Here is an 18,151-nt window from a genome sequence, read left to right as displayed (position 1 = left end):
AAACGCCCCTCGTCGAGGGGCGTTTTTCATTCCGGTGCGATCACGAGGCCTTGGCGGGCGCCGAGGCGTTGGCCATCGCGGCCTCGTCCTGGCCGCCACCGCCGAACACCTTGTACAGCGTGACCAGATTGGCCTGACGCGACAGCCGGATCGAGATCAGCCCCTGTTGGGCGCTGTAGAGCGAGCGCTGCGAGTCGAGCACGTTCAGGTAGCTGTCGACGCCCTTGCCGTAGCGCGCCTGCGACAAGGTGTAGCTCTTGGCCGAGGCATCGACCAGCGCCTGTTGCGCCGAGACCTGCTCGTCGAGCGTGCCGCGGTCGGCCAGCGCGTCCGACACTTCGCGGAAGGCGCTCTGGATCGACTTCTCGTACTGCGCGACGGCGATCTTCTCGTCGGCCTTGGCCGCGTCGAGGTTGGCGATATTGCGACCGCCCTCGAAGATCGGAATGCTCACCTGCGGCATGAAGCTCCACGCGCCCGAGCCGGCCTTGAACAGATCGCCGAGGCTGGCGCTGGCGCTGCCGGCGCTGGCGGTCAGCGTGATGCTCGGGAAGAACGCCGCGCGTGCCGCGCCGATATTGGCATTGGCCGACTTGAGCTGGTGCTCGGCCCGGACGATGTCCGGCCGCGCCAGCAGCACATCGGACGGCAGGCCGCCCGGCACGTCGCGCACGGCGGTAACCGATTCGACCGACGTCGACGGTTGCAGCTCGGCCGGCAGGCGTGCGCCGAGCAGCAGCGTCAGCGCATTGGCGTCCTGGGCGATCAGGCCGGTGAACTTGGCGACGTCGACGCGCGCCGATTCGACGCTGGTCTGCGCCTGGCGTACGTCGAGTTCGGAGGCGACGCCGAGGTCGAAGCGCTTCTTGGTCAGCTCGAACGATTCGCGCTGGCTCTTCAGCGTCTCCTGCGCCAACCGCAGCCTGTCGTTGTCGGCCGCCAGCGTCAGATAGGCGTTGGCGACTTCGGCGATCAGGCTGATCTGGGCGCTGCGACGCGCTTCCTCGGTGGCGAAGTATTGCTCGAGCGCGGCGTCCTTCAGGCTCTGGACGCGGCCGAACAGGTCGATTTCGTACGAGGCAAAGCCGAGACCGGCGCTGTACTGGTGGCTGATTTCGGGCTGGCCGGTCATCGACAGGCTACCCGGCGTGCGCTGGCCGGTGCCGCTGCCGCTGGCGCGGATCGACGGGAAGAGATCGGCACGCGATATCTGATACTGCGCGCGGGCCTTCTCGATGTTCAGCGCCGCGACGCGCAGGTCGCGGTTGTTGGCCAGCGCCAGCGCGATCACCTGTTGCAGCCTGGCGTCGTTGAAATAGTCGCGCCAGGCGGTGTCGGCGAATTGACGACCGTCGGCGCTCGTGGCCGGGTAGGCCGCGCCCTGCGGCCATGAGGCCGCCTCGGGCGGCGTGACCGGGCGCTGGTAGGTGGGCGCCAGCGTGCAGCCGGCCAACAGGGCGCTGGACACGGCCAGGCTCAGGAGGGTGTTACGCATCGTGTTGGCTCTCCTTGAGTGCTGCGTGTTCGGTGGCCGGGGCGGCGTGTGCCTTGGGCTTGGTGAAGCGGTCGAAGAGCTTGTGCACGACGACAAAGAACAGCGGCACGAAGAAGATCGCCAGCAGCGTCGCCGACAGCATGCCGCCGAGCACGCCGGTACCGATCGCGTTCTGCGCGCCCGAACCGGCGCCGGTGTTCATCGCCATCGGCAGCACGCCGAGCGCGAAGGCCAGCGACGTCATCAGGATCGGCCGCAAGCGTTCGCGCACCGCGGTCAGCGTCGCGTCGATCATGCTGGCACCGGCTTCCATGTGCTCCTTGGCGAATTCGACGATCAGGATCGCGTTTTTCGCCGACAGGCCGATCGTCGTCAGCAGGCCGACCTGGAAGTACACGTCGTTGGACAGACCGCGCACCGTCGTCGCCAGTACCGCGCCGAGCACGCCCAGCGGTACCACCAGCATCACCGAGAACGGGATCGACCAGCTTTCGTACAGTGCGGCAAGGCACAGGAACACGATCAGCAGCGAGATCGCGTACAGCGCCGGCGCTTGCGAGCCCGACATCCGCTCCTGGTACGACTGGCCGGTCCATTCGATGCCGACGCCCGGCGGCAGCTTGGCGACGATGTCCTCGATCGCCTTCATCGCCTCACCGGAGCTCTTGCCCGGTGCGGCCTGGCCGAGGATTTCGACCGCCGACAGACCGTTGTAGCGTTCGAGACGCGGCGAGCCGTAGTCCCAGTGCGCGCTGGCGAAGGCCGAGAACGGCACCATCTCGCCCTGCGCATTGCGCACATACCACTTGTTCAGGTCTTCCGGCTGCATCCGTGCCGAAGCTTCGGCTTGCATGTAGACCTTCTTGATCCGGCCACGGTCGATGAAGTCGTTGACGTAGGACGAACCCCAGGCGGTCGAGATCGTGTCGTTGATGCTGGCGATCGAGACGCCGAGCGCACCGGCCTTTTCCTGGTCGATGTCGAGCTGGAACTGCGGCGTGTCTTCCTGGCCGTTCGGGCGGACGCCGACGAGGGTCGGATCCTTGGCGGCCATGCCGAGCAGCATATTGCGCGCTTCGATCAGCTTTTCGTGGCCGACGCCGGCGCGGTCCTGCAGGAAGAAGTCGAAACCGGTCGCGTTGCCGAGCTCGATCACCGCCGGCGGTGCGAACGCGAACGCGAAGGCTTCGCGGATCTGCGAGAACGCGCCCATTGCACGACCGGCGATCGCGTTGACGTGATCGTCGGCGCTCTTGCGCTGGTCCCAGTCCTTCAGGCTGACGAAGGCGATACCGTTGTTCTGACCGCTACCGCCGAAGCTGAAGCCGGCCACCGAGAACACCGAGTTGACGTTCTTCTTCTCGTCGACGAGGAAGTGATGCTCGACCTTCTTGATCACCTCGAGCGTCTGCTCCTGCGTCGCGCCGGCCGGCAGCATGATCTGCGAGAACAGGATGCCCTGGTCTTCATCGGGCAGGAAGGACGTCGGCAGGCGCATGAACAGCACGGCCATGCCGGCGGCGATCAGCAGGTAGATGACCATGAAGCGGCCGCTGCGGCGCAGGATGCCGCCGACCATGCCCTGATAGCGGGCGTTGGTCGCGTCGAACTTGTTGTTGAACCAGCCGAAGAAACCTTTATCCGACGCGTGGTGACCCTTCTCGATCTGCTTGAGCATGGTCGCGCACAGCGCCGGGGTCAGCACCAGTGCAACGACCACCGACAGCGCCATCGCCGAGACGATGGTGATCGAGAACTGCCGGTAGATGACGCCGGTCGAGCCGCCGAAGAACGCCATCGGGATGAATACCGCCGACAGCACCATGGCGATGCCGACCAGCGCGCCGGTGATCTGGCCCATCGATTTCTTGGTTGCTTCCTTCGGCGACAGGCCTTCCTCGCTCATCACCCGTTCGACGTTCTCGACCACGACGATCGCATCGTCGACCAAGAGGCCGATCGCCAGCACCATCGCGAACATCGTCAGCGTGTTGATCGAGAATCCGAACGCCGCGAGGATGCCGAAGGTGCCGAGCAGCACGACCGGCACCGCAATCGTCGGGATCAGCGTCGCGCGGAAGTTCTGCAGGAACAGATACATCACCAGGAAGACGAGCACGATGGCCTCAAGCAGCGTCTTCACCACTTCATGGATCGAGATCTTCACGAACGGCGTGGTGTCGTACGGGTAGACGACCTTGATGCCGGGCGGGAAGAACTTGGCCATTTCGTCGACGCGCTGCTCGACCGCGGTGCGGGTTTCGAGCGCGTTGGCACCGGTGGCGAGCTGGATACCGATACCGGCGGCTGGCTTGCCGTTGAAGCGCGCAACGCTGTCGTAGCTCTGGGCGCCGAGCTCGACGCGGGCGACGTCACGCAGATAGACGGTCGAACCGTCGCTGTTGATGCGCAGCTGGATCGCGCCGAACTGCTCCGGCGTCTGCAGCATCGTCTGCGCCGACACGGTCGCGTTCAGGCGCTGGCCCGATACCGACGGCGTACCGCCAAGCTGGCCGGCCGACACCTGGACGTTCTGCGAACGGATCGCGTTGGCGACGTCGACCGGCGTCATCTTGTAGTTGTTGAGCTTGCTCGGGTCGAGCCAGATCCGCATCGCGTACTGCGAGCCGAACAGCTGGATGTTGCCGACGCCGTTGGTCCGGGAGAGCGGATCCTGCACGTTGGCGGCGACGTAGTCCGAGAGGTCGATGTCGCTCATGCTGCCGTCGGTCGAGACGAAGCCGAGCACCATCAGGAAGCTCGCCGACGACTTCGACACCGAAATGCCCTGACGCTGTACGGCTTCGGGCAAGAGCGGCGTCGCCAGTTGCAGCTTGTTCTGCACCTGCACCTGGGCGATGTCCGGATCGGTGCCGGCGGCGAAGGTCAGCGTGATGGCGACCATGCCGGTCGACTCACTGGTCGACGACATGTACAGCAAGCCGTCGAGCCCCTTCATGTTCTGCTCGATGACCTGGGTGACGGTGTCTTCCAGCGTCTTGGCCGAAGCACCCGGATAGGTGGCGGCGATCGAAATCGTCGGCGGCGCGATGCTCGGGTACTGGGCGACCGGCAAGGTGCGGATCGCCAGCAGCCCCGCGAGCATGATGATGATGGCGACCACCCACGCGAAAATCGGGCGGTCGATGAAGAAACGAGCCATTTAGGTTCTCCCCTTACTTGGCTGCGACGGTCGGCGCGCTGGCAGCGCCGCTGGCGGCCACGGTCTTGACCTTGGCGCCCGGGTGGATTTTCTGCAGGCCGTCGACGATCAGCTTGTCGCCGCTCTTCAGGCCGTCGGTGACGAGCCAGTTGTCGCCGACGGTGCGGGCGGTCTTGAGCTGGCGCGGTTCGACCTTGTCATCCTTGCCGACGACCATGGCCGTGGCGTTGCCGCGGGCGTCACGGGTCACCGCCTGCTGCGGCGCGAGGATGGCGTTGTCATTGACGCCTTCCTCGATCACCGCGCGCACATACATGCCCGGCAGCAACTGGTGCTTCGGATTCGGGAACACCGCGCGCAGCGTCACCGTACCGGTGCTCTGCTCGACGGTGACTTCGGAGAACTCGAGCTTGCCTTCGAGCGGGTAGGTGCTGCCATCGTCGAATACCAGCTTGACCTTGGCGGCGTCGGTGCCCGCGCGCTTGAGGCTGCCGCTGGCCAGTTCGCGCTGCAGGCGCAGCAGCTCGTTGCTCGACTGGGTGACGTCGACATAGATGGGATCGAGCGTCTGCACCGTCGCCAGCGATTCGGCCTGGTTGGCGGTGACCAGCGCACCCGGCGTGACCGCCGAACGGCCGATACGGCCGTCGACCGGCGAAGTAACCTTGGTGTAGGCGAGGTTGATGCGCGCGGTTTCGACCGCGGCGCGGCCGGCGGCGACGTCGGCCTCGGACTGCTTCAGCGTCGCGTAGGCGTCGTCGTATTCCTGCTTGCTGACGGCGTTGATCTTGACCAGATCGGCGTAGCGTTCGGCGCGGTTCTTGGCCGACAGCACATTGGCTTCGGCCTTGGCCAGCGAGGCCTTGGCGCTGTCGTACGCCGCCTGGTAGGTCGCCGGGTCGATCTGGTACAGCACCTGACCGGCCTTGATTTCGCTGCCTTCGGTGAACAGCCGCTTCTGGATGATGCCGCCGACCTGCGGGCGGACATCGGAAACCTGGTACGGCGAGGTGCGGCCGGCCAGTTCGGTTGTCATCGGCAGCGACTGGCCGGAGACCGTCACCACGCCGACGACCGGCTCGGGGTGCGCGGCGTTATTGGCTGCGTTAGGTTCGCCGCAGCCGATCAGCGCCAGGCTGCCGGCAATCAGGCTGGCGGCGACCAGCGCGCGTCTCGGGATCAGGTGCATGGGGGCCTCTTCTTCGGAGTCGATTTAACATTCAACGGAAACGGCCGCCGGGCGTTCTTACCGGGCGGCTGGGGAAACTGGACACTGTTCAGACACAATGGTTCGAAATAGAATGAATGATCATTCTAGAATGACCATTCTAATTAAAATCAAAATCACTTGGCAAGCGCATAGTACGCCGGGCTATGACAAATGGAATCGTCAGTCTGCGCAGCGTGAGCGACACGAGGGACAGCATGAAAACCGAACAAGACCGGGGCGAGGCACGCTGCAATCAGGTGCTTGACGCCGCAGCCGATTGCTTTCGCCAGCGGGGGTTCCACGGTGCGAGCATGGCCGAACTGGCCAAGGCAGCCGGCATGAGCGTGGGCCACATCTATCACTATTTCGAGAACAAGGAAGCGATCATCGCGGCGATCGTCGAGCGCGACGTTGCCGAAATCCTTGCGCTGCTCGACGCGCTGTACGACGACGAGGACATCCTGCAGGCGCTGATCCGCGAGGCTGGCAACGACATTGGCGAATCGCCCTGTTCCGACGATGCGCTGCAGATCGAGATCCTGGCCGAGGCCACGCGCAATCCCAAGGTCGCCGCGACGGTGCAAGAGGGAGACCGGAAGGCCAGGACGCGGCTGGCCGAAACCATTGCTTCGGGCCGGGAACGACGGGGCCTGCCACCGCTGGGCGATCTGGAGGCCCGGACCGAAATCATCATCGCCCTGTTCGAAGGGCTGATGCTGCGGCAGGTTCGTCACCCGAAGGATGTGGACGCAGCCACCATCGCCGTGCTGCGCAGTACGCTGCAGACGCTGCTCGAAACCTGAGGGCCGGCGTTCGGATCTGGCCGTCTGGCGGGGGGCTGGTGATTTACTTGTCGGTGCAGGCTGACCACAATGTCGGTCTGGCCGGCCCCTGGTGGTCGGCAGCGATTCCGACACAGGAGTAAAGCCATGCCCCGCGGTACCAAGATCGTCGCCACCCTCGGCCCTGCTTCGACCGACCCGGCCGTCCTCGAACAGCTGATCAAGGCCGGCGTCAACACCGTCCGCCTCAATTTCTCCCACGGCACCGCCCAGGATCACACCGACCGCGCCAACACCGTGCGCGCCATCGCCGACAAGCTCGGCGTGCCGGTCGCCGTGCTCGCCGACCTGCAGGGGCCGAAGATCCGCATCGGCAAGTTCGAAAAGAACAAGATCGAACTCAAGAAGGGCTCCACCTTCATCCTCGACGCCGCCTGCGAGCTCGGCAACGCCGAACGCGTCGGCCTCGACTACAAGGAGTTGCCGAACGACGTCGAACCGGGCGCGATCCTCTTGCTCGGCGACGGCGAGCTGCAGCTCGAAGTGCTCGAGGTGCGCGGCACCGAGGTCTACACCACGGTGCTGTTCGGCGGCGTGCTGTCGAACAACAAGGGCATCAACCGCAAGGGTGGCGGCCTGACCGCGCCGGCGCTGACCGCCAAGGACATGGAAGACATCAAGACCGCCGCCGCCTTGCAGGCCGACTACATCGCGGTGTCGTTCCCAAAGAGCGCCGCCGACATGTATATGGCGCGCACGCTGTTGCGCGCCGCCGGCGGTACCGGCGGGCTGATCGCCAAGATCGAACGCACCGAAGCGGTCGCCAACCTCGACGAAATCCTCGACGCTTCCGACGGCATCATGGTCGCCCGTGGCGATCTGGCGGTTGAAGTCGGCGACGCCAGCGTACCGGCGCTGCAGAAGATGATGATCAAGCGCGCCCGCGCCAAGCGCAAACTGACCATCACCGCGACGCAGATGATGGAATCGATGATCTCCAGCCCGGTGCCGACGCGTGCCGAAGTCTCCGACTGTGCCAACGCCGTGCTCGACGGCACCGACGCGGTGATGCTGTCGGCCGAGTCGGCGGCGGGCAAATACCCGGTCGAGGCGGTCGAGGCGCTGGCGCGGACCTGCATCGAGGCCGAGCGATCGGTCGAGCGCGGCGGCGACGTGCCGCTGGATACGCTGCCGTTCGACCGGATCGACCAGACCGTGGCGATGGCGACGCTGTACGCCGCCGGCCACCTCGATCTGAAAGCAATCGCCGCGCTGACCAACTCGGGCGTCTCGCCGCTGTGGCTGTCGCGTTATATCAGCGGCACGCCGATCTACGCGTTCACCCGTGACCAGACCACCTACCGCAAGATGGCGCTGTTCCGCCACGTGCAGCCGCGGATGATGGATGCCGACCTGGTCGATCGCGACGCGCAGATCACCCATGTGCAGACCGCATTGCTGAAAGCCGGCGTCGCCGCGCCGAACGACCGGATCGCGCTGACCTTCGGCGCGCCGGCCGGGCAAGGTGCCAACACGCTGCGGATTCTGGAAATCCCCTCGCGCTGATTGCAGCGTCCGTCGACAAAGGCCCGCGATTGCGGGCCTTTTTTCTTGGCCGCCGGACCGTTTGCCGCGCTTCGGCGTTCGCCCCTTTAGCGGTTTGACCGGAGGGCGGGCGGGAAATCGGCGATTGCGCCGGTACGCGGCCACACTGTAAAAGCGCAAGCCTCCACGGTACGTCGGCTGCGGCCGTTCGATTCCGCTCTACTCATTCCATATCGAGAAGCCCATGCGATTTGCCTCCAAATGGCTGTCCCTGTTCCTGACGGGCAACCTCGTCCTGCTCATTCTGGCCGGCATGGTCGCCGGTGCGGCGCTCGGGTTCATCTGGCCGGCGGCCGGCCAGTCGGCGGCGCTGCTCGGCGCGATGTTCGTCAGTGCGCTGAAGGCGATCGCGCCGCTCCTGGTGCTGCTGCTGGTCGCGTCGTCGATCGCCAACAAGCGCCGCGGCAGCGCGACCGGGATGCAGGCCATCCTCGGCCTCTACCTGCTCGGCACGTTTTCGGCCGCGCTGGTAGCCGTCTGCATCAGCTTTGCGTTCCCGTCGACGCTGACGCTGGTCACCGCCGCAAACTCGAGCACGCCGCCCGGCGGCATCACCGAAGTCCTGCGCAGCCTGCTGTTCCAGGTATTCGACAACCCGATTCACGCGCTCGCCAACGCCAACTACATCGGCGTGCTCGCCTGGGGCGCGGCGCTTGGCTTTGCGCTGCATCATGGCAGCGAGCCGACGCGGCAGATTCTCGCCGACGTCGCGCACGCGGTGTCGCGCATCGTGCAGATCATCATCCGTTTTGCGCCGTTCGGTGTGTTCGGCCTCGTCGCCGAATCGGTGGCGACGACCGGCTTTTCGGCCTTGCTCGGTTATTCGCGGCTGTTGCTGGTCCTGGTCGGCGCGATGCTGGTCGTTGCGCTGGTCGTCAATCCGCTGATCGTTGCCATCGTCACCCGGCGCAACCCCTATCCGCTGGTGTTCACCTGCCTGCGCGAAAGCGGCCTGACCGCGTTCTTCACCCGCAGCTCGGCGGCGAACATCCCGGTGAACATGCAGCTGTGCGAGAAGCTGGGGCTGAACGAAGACACCTATTCGGTGTCGATCCCGCTCGGCGCGACGATCAATATGGCCGGCGCGGCGATCACCATCACCGTGCTGACGCTGGCCGCGGCCAACACGCTCGGCATTGCCGTCGATCTGCCGACCGCCTTGCTGCTCAGCGTCGTCGCCAGCCTGGCCGCGTGCGGCGCGTCGGGCGTTGCCGGCGGCTCGCTGCTGCTGATTCCGATGGCGTGCAGCCTGTTCGGCATCAGCAACGACGTGGCGATGCAGATCGTCGCGATCGGCTTCATCATCAGCGTGATCCAGGATTCGTCCGAGACCGCGCTCAACAGCTCGACCGACGTGCTGTTCACCGCCGCGGCGTGCATCGCCCGCGAACCGCGGCGCGACTGAGCCGGGGGGCTGACTCGCCGCGCTAGCCGAAGGTCCTGACCAGCAGACCGACGACGGCGCACGCGGCGATCACGTGGATGACGTTCTGCTTGAAGCGGAACAGCGCGATCGCCGCGGCCAGCGCGATCAGCGCCGAGGGCCAGTCGAACGCGCCGTCGAAACCGGCCGGCCACAGCACGTGGTAGCCGAAGAACAGCGCCAGATTGACGATGACGCCGACGACGGCGGCGGTGATCGCCGTCAGCGGCGCGGTGAATTTCAGGTCATCGTGCGTCGATTCGATCAGCGGCCCGCCGGCGAGGATGAACACGAAGGACGGCAGGAAGGTGAACCATGTCACCAGCGTCGCCGCGAATGCGCCGGCGACGAAGGCGAGGTCCGGGCCGAAGCTGGCCTGCACATAGCCGCCGACGAAACCGACGAAGGCAACGACCATGATCAGCGGCCCCGGCGTGGTTTCGCCGAGCGCCAGGCCGTCGATCATCTGTGTCGGCGTCAGCCAGCCGAAGTGGGTGACCGCGCCCTGATACACATAGGGCAGCACCGCGTAGGCGCCGCCGAACGTCAGCAGTGCCGCCTTGGTGAAGAACCAGCCCATCTGCGTGAACGCGTGCGACCAGCCGAAGGTCGCGATCAGCAAGCCCATCGGCAGCAGCCACAGCAGCGCACCGACCAGCACGATGCCGGCCAGCCCGGCCCAGCGGAACCGCGCGTGTTCGGGTAGCGGGGTGTCGTCGTCGATCAGCGCCGGTCCGTATCCGGCGTGGGCCTGGCCATGGCCGCCGCCGGTGCGGAAGGTCGCCGGCGAGATCCGTCCGCCGACGTAGCCGATCAGCGCCGCGGCCGCGACGATGACGGGGAAAGGCAGCTTGAGCGCAAAAATCGCCACGAAGGACAGCGCCGCGATTGCCCACAGCGTGCGGTTCTTCAGCGCCCGACCGCCGATCCGGTGCGCGGCGTGCAGCACGATCGCGGTGACCGCCGGCTTGATGCCGTAGAACAGCCCGGCGACCAGCGGCACGTTGCCATAGGCGATATAGACCCACGACAGCGTGATCAGGATCAGCAGCGACGGCAGCACGAACAGCACGCCGGCGACGATGCCGCCCACGCGCCGGTGCATCAGCCAGCCGATATAGGTCGCCAGCTGCTGCGCCTCCGGGCCCGGCAGCACCATGCAGTAGTTCAGCGCGTGCAGGAAACGCCGCTCGGAAATCCACCGCCGGCGCTCGACCAGCTCCTGATGCATGATCGCGATCTGCCCGGCCGGCCCGCCGAAGCTGATGAAGCCGAGCTTGAGCCAGAACAGGAAGGCCGGCCAGAAGCCGACGTCAGCAGGGCGTTCGGTGTTTGCGGGCGGTGCGGTTGGATGCATGGGCAGGGATCGTTGGTTTTAAGCGTTGGCGTGGCGCTGGCGAGGGCCGCGCAGGCTGGATTCTGGCGTGATCCATGCCGATTGCATCTGTTTTTTTGCCGCTGTTGCGCCGGTCGCACCGTGGGCGCTGCGCCGGGGCCGCGAGAGGCCTGGGTGTGACGCACCGCGATGGGGCAAGCGACAGGTGCAGTCGGCGGTGTTGCGTCGCGGCCGAAGGCGGTGGACACCGCCATGGCGGACGGCGGATCCGGCCGGCCTTGGCGAACAAAAAGCCAGCTGGCTGCAGGGGCCGCAGCGTTCGGACTGGCCGCGTTCCGCACGCCTTGCCGACACCTTGTCAGCGGGTTTGGCGCGTCATTCTAAGCACGACGCGCCGCCCGGCGCTGTGCCTTGACCGCATACATGACGGCGTCGGCCTGCTGCAGCGCCTGATGGACATCGATGCCGGCCGGGTCGACCGCGACGGCGCCGACGCTGGCACCGGGGTAGCGCTGTTCGCTGCCGTCGGTATCGAAGTACGTCACCGTCTGTGCGAACAGGCGCTGTTGGAACATCTCGGCGGCATGCGCTGGCAGTGTGTCGTCGGTCGGCCCCATGCCGATGGCGACGAATTCGTCGCCGCCGACCCGGGCCAGAAAATCGCCGGCACGCAGCACGCTTGAAACGCGCCGGGCGATCGTCTGCAGCAGCAGGTCGCCGGCGTCGTGGCCGAGGGTGTCGTTGATGTGCTTGAAGCCGTCCAGATCGATGTAGGCGATCAGCACCCGATGTGCCGCGCGGCTGGACAGCGAAAACAGCCGGCCGAGTTCCTGCATCAGCGCACGGCGGTTGGGTAGGCCGGTCAGCGGGTCGGTCAGCGCCTGCAAGGACAGTTCGCGATTGGCGCGCTGCAGCTGCTGCAGCAGCTGTTCGCGCTCGACATGCTCGGCGATCAGCCGGGCGAACAGCGTCAGCACGCGGTCGGTACCGGCATTCAGCGTTTTCGGCGCAGCGCTGGCTGCGCACAGCGTGCCGTACAGCTCGCCCGAGCGCATGCGCACCGGCGTGCTCAGATAGGTGCGAATGCCCAGCGCGCGGGCGGCGTCCGAATCACCCCAGCAGTCGGCGACGTTGCCGGTGTACATCCGGCCTTCGTCCAGCGCCCGTTTGCACAGCGTATCGTTCCAGTCGACCGACAGCCCTTCGGGAATCGTCAGCGCATCGGCATTGCGGGCAAACAGGATCTCCTGCTGGCCGCGTGGCAGATCGATCACGGTCAGATACGTCGATTCGAGCCCGGTGAGGGTTTCGAGCATTTCCAGCAGTGGCCGGGTCAGGCTTTCCAGATCGTGCGCTTCGGTGACGGTATCCGATAGCGCCAGCAGCATCGTGTCCATGCGGTTCGTTCTCTCGATCGGTTCGACGGTATCGTAGCGGACGATGGCGTGCCGGCTGCGACGGGGTCGATGATGCCGGGGATCGGCAGCATGGAAAAGACCGGCGTAGGCCGGTGCCGGAAAGGGCGACAGGCCGTGCGGCGCTCGCGTGGGTTGCCCGCGGATTCTGCCGGATGCTTGCAGCTTGGGAAGGCTGCGATTCATTCAAGGAACCGACGCTATCCGGCGTGGTCGATAGCTGCAGTCGGGCGGCAATGACGGTTTTGCATGCGCCTCGCTTCAAGCCGAGGAAAGCATCCGGTTGGTTTCGCACGCGGTCACGTGAAGGCTGCCAGCGGCTTACCGCAGCGCCGATGTCCCGCGTCGTTCATCCCTTTTCAGGAGTACTCATGTTCCGTTCCTTGCTCGCGGCTGCCGGTTTCGGTGGCGCCCAGGTTGATACCCGTATTACGACGTCGCGGCTGATCCCGGGCGGGCCCTTGGATGGCGAGGTGGTGCTCAAAGGCGGCGCGGCCGATCAGACGATCGACGGGCTGCAACTGGCGCTGTGCACCGAAATGGAAGTCGAGAGCGACAATGGCGAGTACACCACCAGCCACGTGCTGGCGCACTGGCCGTTGAACGAGCGCTTCGTGCTGCGCGCCGGCGAGACGATGTCGATTCCGCTGAATACGCAACTGCCCGCCGAGACGCCGATCAACGCGCTGCGTTGCCGCGACAACCGCTGCCGCGTCTGGCTCGAGACGCGCTTGTCGATCGCCAGCGCCGTCGACGCGTCCGATCGCGATCCGCTGGTGGTCGAGCCGACCGAGCCGATGCAGGCAGTGATCACCGCGATGGAGCGGCTCGGCTTCGTGCTGGCGCGCGCCGACGTCGAAGCCGGCTACCTGCGCACCCAGGTCGGCAACAGCCAGAGCGGCTGCTATCAGGAACTCGAATTCCGCCCGTCCGGGCGCGGCGGCATTGCCGAAGTCGAGCTGTCCTTCCTGCCAGGCCCGACGGTGACGCATGTGCTGGTCGAAGTCGACCGGCGCTTCCGTGGCGACAGCTACCGCGTCGTCAGCGTGCCGCACGCCGGGCTGTCGGTCGACGCCGTGCAGCGCCAGTTCGCGCCGCTGTTCTACTGAGGAGACGCCATGCCCCGTCATCTGCAGCAACACGCCGTGCGGCTCGAGCTCGACGGCGAGCAACTGGTCCATGACAACCTGTCGGGCGCCTGCGTCAGCGGTGATGCGCTGTGGGTCGCCGGCGACGAGGCCTGCGGGCTCGACCGGCTGCGCCGGCTCGATCCGGTCGACGGCGAAGTGCTGCGGTTTGGCGAGGCGCAGCATTTCCCGCTGGCCGACTACCTCGACCTGCCGGCCGCCGCCGACATCGAGGCCGATATCGAAGGGCTGGCCTGCGCCGACGGCTATCTGTGGCTGGTCGGCTCGCACGGGCTCAAACGCAAGAACCCCAAGCCCGGCCGCGACGACAATCTCGCGCGGCTGGCGACCTTGAGCCATGACGGCAACCGCTGCCTGCTGGCGCGCATTCCGCTGGTGGACGGCGCCGACGGCCTGCCGATGCTGGTGCGCGAAGCGCCGGACGGCCGTAGCGCCGCGGTGCTCAAGGGCGGCCCGCGCCGCAACGAACTGACCGAACTGCTGGCCGACGACGCACAACTGGCGCCGTTCCTGGCGATTCCGGGCAAGGACAACGGTCTCGATATCGAAGGGCTGGCGCTGCACGGCGACCGGTTGTTGCTCGGCCTGCGCGGGCCGGTGCTGCGTGGCTGGTCGTGCGTGCTCGAAATCGCGGTCGAAACCCGCAAGGGCAAGCTGCGGCTGCGGCCACTGGGCAAGGGCGGCGCGCACTACCGCAAGCATTTCCTGCGATTGGCCGGTCTGGGCGTTCGCGACCTGCACATGGATGGCGACGATCTGCTGATCCTCGCCGGCCCGACCATGGTGCTCGATGGTGCGGTCCGCGTGTTCCGCTGGACCGGTGCCGCGCAGGCGCTCGCTGCGGTACCCGACGACGAGGCCGCCGCGATGTGGTGGGACGCCGCGGTCGAGCAGCTGGCGCTGCCCTATGGCGTCGGCGAGGACCGCGCCGAGGCGCTGTGCGCACTGCCGGCCGGCTGGGCCGGGCCGCGTCGCTGGCTGCTGCTGTACGACGCGCCGTCGGCCGCGCGCAAGCGCGGCGAACAGACGGTGATGGGCGATCTGCTGCGCAACGGCTAAGCCGTTTCGCTACAGCTCCTGCGCTTGTTCCGCCCGGCGGCGATGCCGTTGGTGGTTGCGAACTGGAAGCAAAGGGGCCGACGCTGTGAAGCGCCGGCCCCGATTCATTTCAGTTGGGGTGCCGGTGGGCGGGGGATCAAGGTTTTCCCGTGCCGCGGGATGGCTCGGGGATGTCCTGAATCTGCTGCCAGCTCAATTCATATCTGGCCAGATATTTCCTCAACCGGTCTGCGTCGTTGGCCTTGGCTTTTTCTTGCCGCGACATCCCGAACAAGCGTCGGCCGGCATCGGATAGGGAGCTGGATTGTTTGCAGACCTCGATCACGTTTTCCAGCTGCAGGCGGTCAAACAGGTCGAGCAGTCCGCTCTTTTCCCCCAGCAGGTCGGTCAGCTCGCTGGTATCGCCGTTGCGCCACGCCTGACGCAGGCGACCGATCTCTTCGTCGACGTTGTCGTTGGTAATTCGGCCCGCGTCTGCCAGCGTTGCCAGCCGCGTGACCGACGCCGAGAGTTCGCGGAAATTGCCGGCCCACCTGGCTTCGCTTGAGGTGGCAAACTTGAGATAGGCCCGCCTGGCTTCGGCATTGAAGCGGACCTGTTCACCGTGCTCGCTGGCGAAGCGGGCCAGTTCGAATTCAAGGTTCGGTTCGAGATCTTCGGCGCGCTCCGCCAGGCCCGGTAGCTCGTAGGTCCACAAGTTGATCCGGGCGTACAAGTCTTCGCGGAACCTGCCTTCGGCCACCCATTGCTTCAGGTCGCGCACCGTACCGGCAATCAATTGAAAATTGCTGTCGGTTTCGCGATCGCTGCCGAACGGGAAGAAACGCTTTTCTTCGATCGCCTTGAGCAGCATCGCCTGCTCGTCCAGGCCCAGTTCGCCGATTTCATCGAGGAACAACAAGCCGCCGTCGGCGCTGCGCAGCAAACCGGCCCGCTCGGTCTGGGCTCCGGTAAACGCCCCCTTCACATGGCCGAACAATGCCGACATCGCGCTATCGCCGCGCAAGGTCGCGCAGTTCACCTCGACAAAGCGGCCGGCCAGCTGGTGGCGGGCTTTTTTCAGTTCGTAGATCCGTCTCGCCAGAAAGGACTTGCCGGCGCCGGTCGGGCCGCACAGCAGCATCGGCGCCTTTGAGCGCATGGCGACCCGCTCGATCTGCTCGATCATCCGGTTGAAGCGCGCGTTGCGCGTGGCAATGCCGGACTTGAGGAAGGACACCGTCTCGGCCTGCTCGCGCGCGAAACGCGTGGCGATCTTGTTGTAGCGCGACAGGTCGAGATCGATCAGCGCGTAACTGCCGGCGACGCCTTCGCCCTCGCGCCTGCGTGGTGGCGACGTCTGCACCAGCCTGGCCGGCAGGTAGCGGGCCTCGGCGAGCAGGAACCAGCAGATCTGGGCGACGTGGGTGCCGGTGGTGATGTGGATCAGGTAATCCTCGGCCTCGGTGTCGAAGGCATAGCCGCGGGCGAAGTCGTGCAGCGCGGCGTAAACCTCCTCGAAATCCCACGGGTCGCGCAGGTTGACCTCGACGCTGACCACCTCGGTCCCGGGAGAGACAGTCTCGATGTCCCGCTTCAAGCGCTCGAACAGCCCCCGGCTGCGACTGTCATGCAGCAGCTCGATCCGGTCGACGATCAGGTCTTCCTGCTGACACAGCCCGACGGTAGGCCGCCACTTCTCCCAGCGCTGCCCACCCTTGCCGACATAGTCGAGCACCGTACCGACGAAACCGAAAACGACGACACGCTTCATGATGCGATAGCAATAGATAAATGACGATCCAACTATATCGTATTTTTATGAATAGCCGTGAGAACGAACTGCAGGTGATAAAAACAATATTCATGTAAAAACAACAAGTTATCGAACATATTGGGTGCTTCGATTTGTCTGGCACGACTTTCGCTGTGTAACCCTGGACTGCAGGAAAGCACGGCCCTGGGGTGAGCGGTTCTCAAGCCGCGCCGGCATGTCGCCCGTTGGGCAGTGCATGTACCGCCGTGTGGAAGCGCAGTCATTGGCGATGCTTGGTGCCCGCCGGGTTCGATTCCCGGATCGCCGCCATCGATAGCTCAATGGGTAGAGCAACGGTTCAACACCGTGTGTCGCGGGTTCGACTCCCGCTCGAAACCCCGAAAGGGACTTTGCAAAACGCAGTACCCGGCGCGGCAATGCCGCCGTCGATCCGGCCCGGGGGTGGTATCGCCCCCAGGCAGCCCGAGTGCGAGGCGCGCTGAATGAGCAACCGGCCATCAAGGTTGCGCACGACAGCGCCCTGGTGCGACGGCCCCCTGGATGGCCATGCGGCCCCCTGTCCGGATCGACGACAACCGGCCAATAAAAAGGAAAAGAGAGATGTGGCAACGATTTCTGGTACGCAAGAATGAACGCGCCCTGCTGCTGTGCAACGGCGATTTCACCGCCGTATTGCAGCCGGGCCGCTACCTGAAAACCAGCCTGAAGCGCGACTACGCCGTCGTGGCCTATCCGCTGGACGAAGCGCTGTTCGAACACCCGCTGGCCGAATACCTGCGCCAGTACGAACCGGAGGTCGTGGCGTCGCACTTTGCGCTGTTCGACCTTGGCGACAACGAGGCCGGACTGCGCTTCGAGAACGAGGTTCTGGTCGAGATCGTCGCGCCGGGCTCGCGCCGCATGTATTGGCGGGACGCGGTAGCGCAGCGTTTCGAGCGGATCGACCTTGCTGCGGGCTGGGCCGTGCCTGAGGCACTGCTGGCGCGAATTGCCCAGCCGGCCTTGCGCGGCAAAGCCATCATCGGACTCAACGCGATATTGAACGTACAAGTGCAGGACGGCCTGGTCGGCCTATTGCGGATCGACGGTCAGCGCGTTGCGCTGCTGCAACCGGGGCGCTACGCCTACTGGCGGTTCAACCGCGATATCGCGGTCGATCTGGTTGATACCCGCTTGCAAACGGTCGAGATCACCGGGCAGGAGATCCTCACACGCGACAAGGTGAGCCTGCGCGTCAACCTCGCCGCCAACTGGCTGTTCGACGACGTGGCACTGGCGTTCTCGCGCCTAGCCAAGCCGATGGAGCATATCTACCGCGAGTTGCAGTTCGGCCTGCGCGCCGCCGTCGGCACCCGCACGCTCGACGAGCTGCTGGAGAACAAGCAGGTGATTGATGACGTCGTGAGCCTGCACATGACCGCGCGGCTAAACGGCTTCGGCGTGCGTGTGGCGAGCCTCGGCGTGAAAGACATCGTGTTGCCGGGCGAAATGAAGGCACTGCTGGCGCAAGTGGTCGAGGCGGAAAAAGCGGCGCAAGCCAATGTGATCCGCCGACGCGAGGAAACCGGGGCCACCCGCTCGCTGCTCAACACGGCCAAGGTGATGGAAGACAACCCGACGGCGCTGCGGCTCAAGGAGCTGGAAACGCTGGAGCGGCTGGCCGAGCGGATCGACAAGATTTCGGTAATCGGCGGCTTCGACCAGTTGCTGAACGGGCTGGTGAGCTTGAAAACCTAGCATCGCCCGGCGGGATGATCCC

At 65.7% G+C, this 18,151-nt stretch carries 12 protein-coding genes; 6 read left to right on the top strand and 6 right to left on the bottom strand.

Going from position 1 to position 18,151, the window contains the following annotated elements; translation table 11 throughout:
• Window positions 1–40: 40 nt before the first annotated feature.
• The 3 genes from adeC to R0382_RS03170 are packed head-to-tail and all read right to left on the bottom strand — an operon-like array spanning window position 41 to window position 5,847.
• Complete coding sequence (gene adeC / locus R0382_RS03180) at window positions 41–1,495, bottom strand: AdeC/AdeK/OprM family multidrug efflux complex outer membrane factor (protein WP_432722244.1); 1,455 nt, start codon at window positions 1,493–1,495, stop codon at window positions 41–43.
• Window positions 1,488–4,658 carry an efflux RND transporter permease subunit gene (locus R0382_RS03175; RefSeq protein ID WP_432722242.1) on the bottom strand — a complete coding sequence of 1,057 codons (3,171 nt, stop codon included), beginning with the start codon at window positions 4,656–4,658 and terminating at the stop codon, window positions 1,488–1,490. Before R0382_RS03175 ends, adeC begins: the two co-directional genes overlap by 8 nt.
• Before the next feature lie 13 nt (window positions 4,659–4,671).
• A complete protein-coding gene (locus R0382_RS03170) occupies window positions 4,672–5,847 on the bottom strand; it encodes an efflux RND transporter periplasmic adaptor subunit (RefSeq protein WP_432722240.1) in 1,176 nt (391 codons plus the stop codon).
• 236 nt (window positions 5,848–6,083) lie between these two features.
• Here R0382_RS03170 and R0382_RS03165 point away from each other — a divergent pair, with 236 nt between their 5' ends.
• The 3 genes from R0382_RS03165 (at window position 6,084) to sstT (ending at window position 9,660) form a co-directional block, all read left to right on the top strand.
• Window positions 6,084–6,671, top strand: a complete 588-nt coding sequence (locus R0382_RS03165) for a TetR/AcrR family transcriptional regulator (protein ID WP_432722238.1) — start codon at window positions 6,084–6,086, stop codon at window positions 6,669–6,671.
• A gap of 126 nt (window positions 6,672–6,797) precedes the next feature.
• On the top strand, window positions 6,798–8,216 hold the full coding sequence (gene pyk, locus R0382_RS03160) for a pyruvate kinase (RefSeq protein ID WP_432722236.1): 1,419 nt from the start codon (window positions 6,798–6,800) through the stop codon (window positions 8,214–8,216).
• 223 nt (window positions 8,217–8,439) lie between these two features.
• Window positions 8,440–9,660: a serine/threonine transporter SstT gene (sstT, locus tag R0382_RS03155; protein WP_432722234.1), complete on the top strand. Its 1,221-nt coding sequence runs from the start codon at window positions 8,440–8,442 to the stop codon at window positions 9,658–9,660.
• Window positions 9,661–9,682: 22 nt separating this feature from the next.
• On the opposite strand, the gene chrA is transcribed toward sstT, so the two are convergent.
• Together chrA and R0382_RS03145 are read right to left on the bottom strand one after the other, a co-directional pair.
• Entirely contained in the window at window positions 9,683–11,035 is a 1,353-nt protein-coding gene (gene chrA, locus R0382_RS03150; RefSeq protein WP_432722232.1) for a chromate efflux transporter, read from the bottom strand.
• Between the two features lie 359 nt (window positions 11,036–11,394).
• A complete protein-coding gene (locus R0382_RS03145; protein WP_432722230.1) occupies window positions 11,395–12,411 on the bottom strand; it encodes a sensor domain-containing diguanylate cyclase in 1,017 nt (338 codons plus the stop codon).
• 389 nt (window positions 12,412–12,800) lie between these two features.
• Here R0382_RS03145 and R0382_RS03140 point away from each other — a divergent pair, with 389 nt between their 5' ends.
• Together R0382_RS03140 and R0382_RS03135 are read left to right on the top strand one after the other, a co-directional pair.
• Window positions 12,801–13,538 (top strand): sporulation protein, encoded by a 738-nt coding sequence (locus R0382_RS03140; protein WP_432722228.1) that lies wholly within the window; start codon window positions 12,801–12,803, stop codon window positions 13,536–13,538.
• Window positions 13,539–13,547: 9 nt separating this feature from the next.
• The gene (locus tag R0382_RS03135) at window positions 13,548–14,636 is read left to right on the top strand and encodes a DUF3616 domain-containing protein (protein ID WP_432722227.1); all 1,089 of its coding nucleotides are present in this window, start codon (window positions 13,548–13,550) and stop codon (window positions 14,634–14,636) included.
• 136 nt (window positions 14,637–14,772) lie between these two features.
• On the opposite strand, the gene rtcR is transcribed toward R0382_RS03135, so the two are convergent.
• Window positions 14,773–16,389, bottom strand: a complete 1,617-nt coding sequence (rtcR, locus tag R0382_RS03130; protein WP_432722225.1) for an RNA repair transcriptional activator RtcR — start codon at window positions 16,387–16,389, stop codon at window positions 14,773–14,775.
• 603 nt (window positions 16,390–16,992) lie between these two features.
• Here rtcR and R0382_RS03125 point away from each other — a divergent pair.
• On the top strand, window positions 16,993–18,129 hold the full coding sequence (locus tag R0382_RS03125) for a slipin family protein (RefSeq protein ID WP_432722224.1): 1,137 nt from the start codon (window positions 16,993–16,995) through the stop codon (window positions 18,127–18,129).
• The last annotated feature ends 22 nt before the right edge of the window (window positions 18,130–18,151 follow it).

It is taken from the genome of Jeongeupia wiesaeckerbachi, from assembly GCF_050916355.1.
Taxonomy (GTDB): Bacteria; Pseudomonadota; Gammaproteobacteria; order Burkholderiales; family Chitinibacteraceae; genus Jeongeupia; species Jeongeupia wiesaeckerbachi.
The sequence above is the reverse complement of the archived record's forward strand: the minus strand, read 5'-3'. Positions and strand labels throughout refer to the sequence as shown.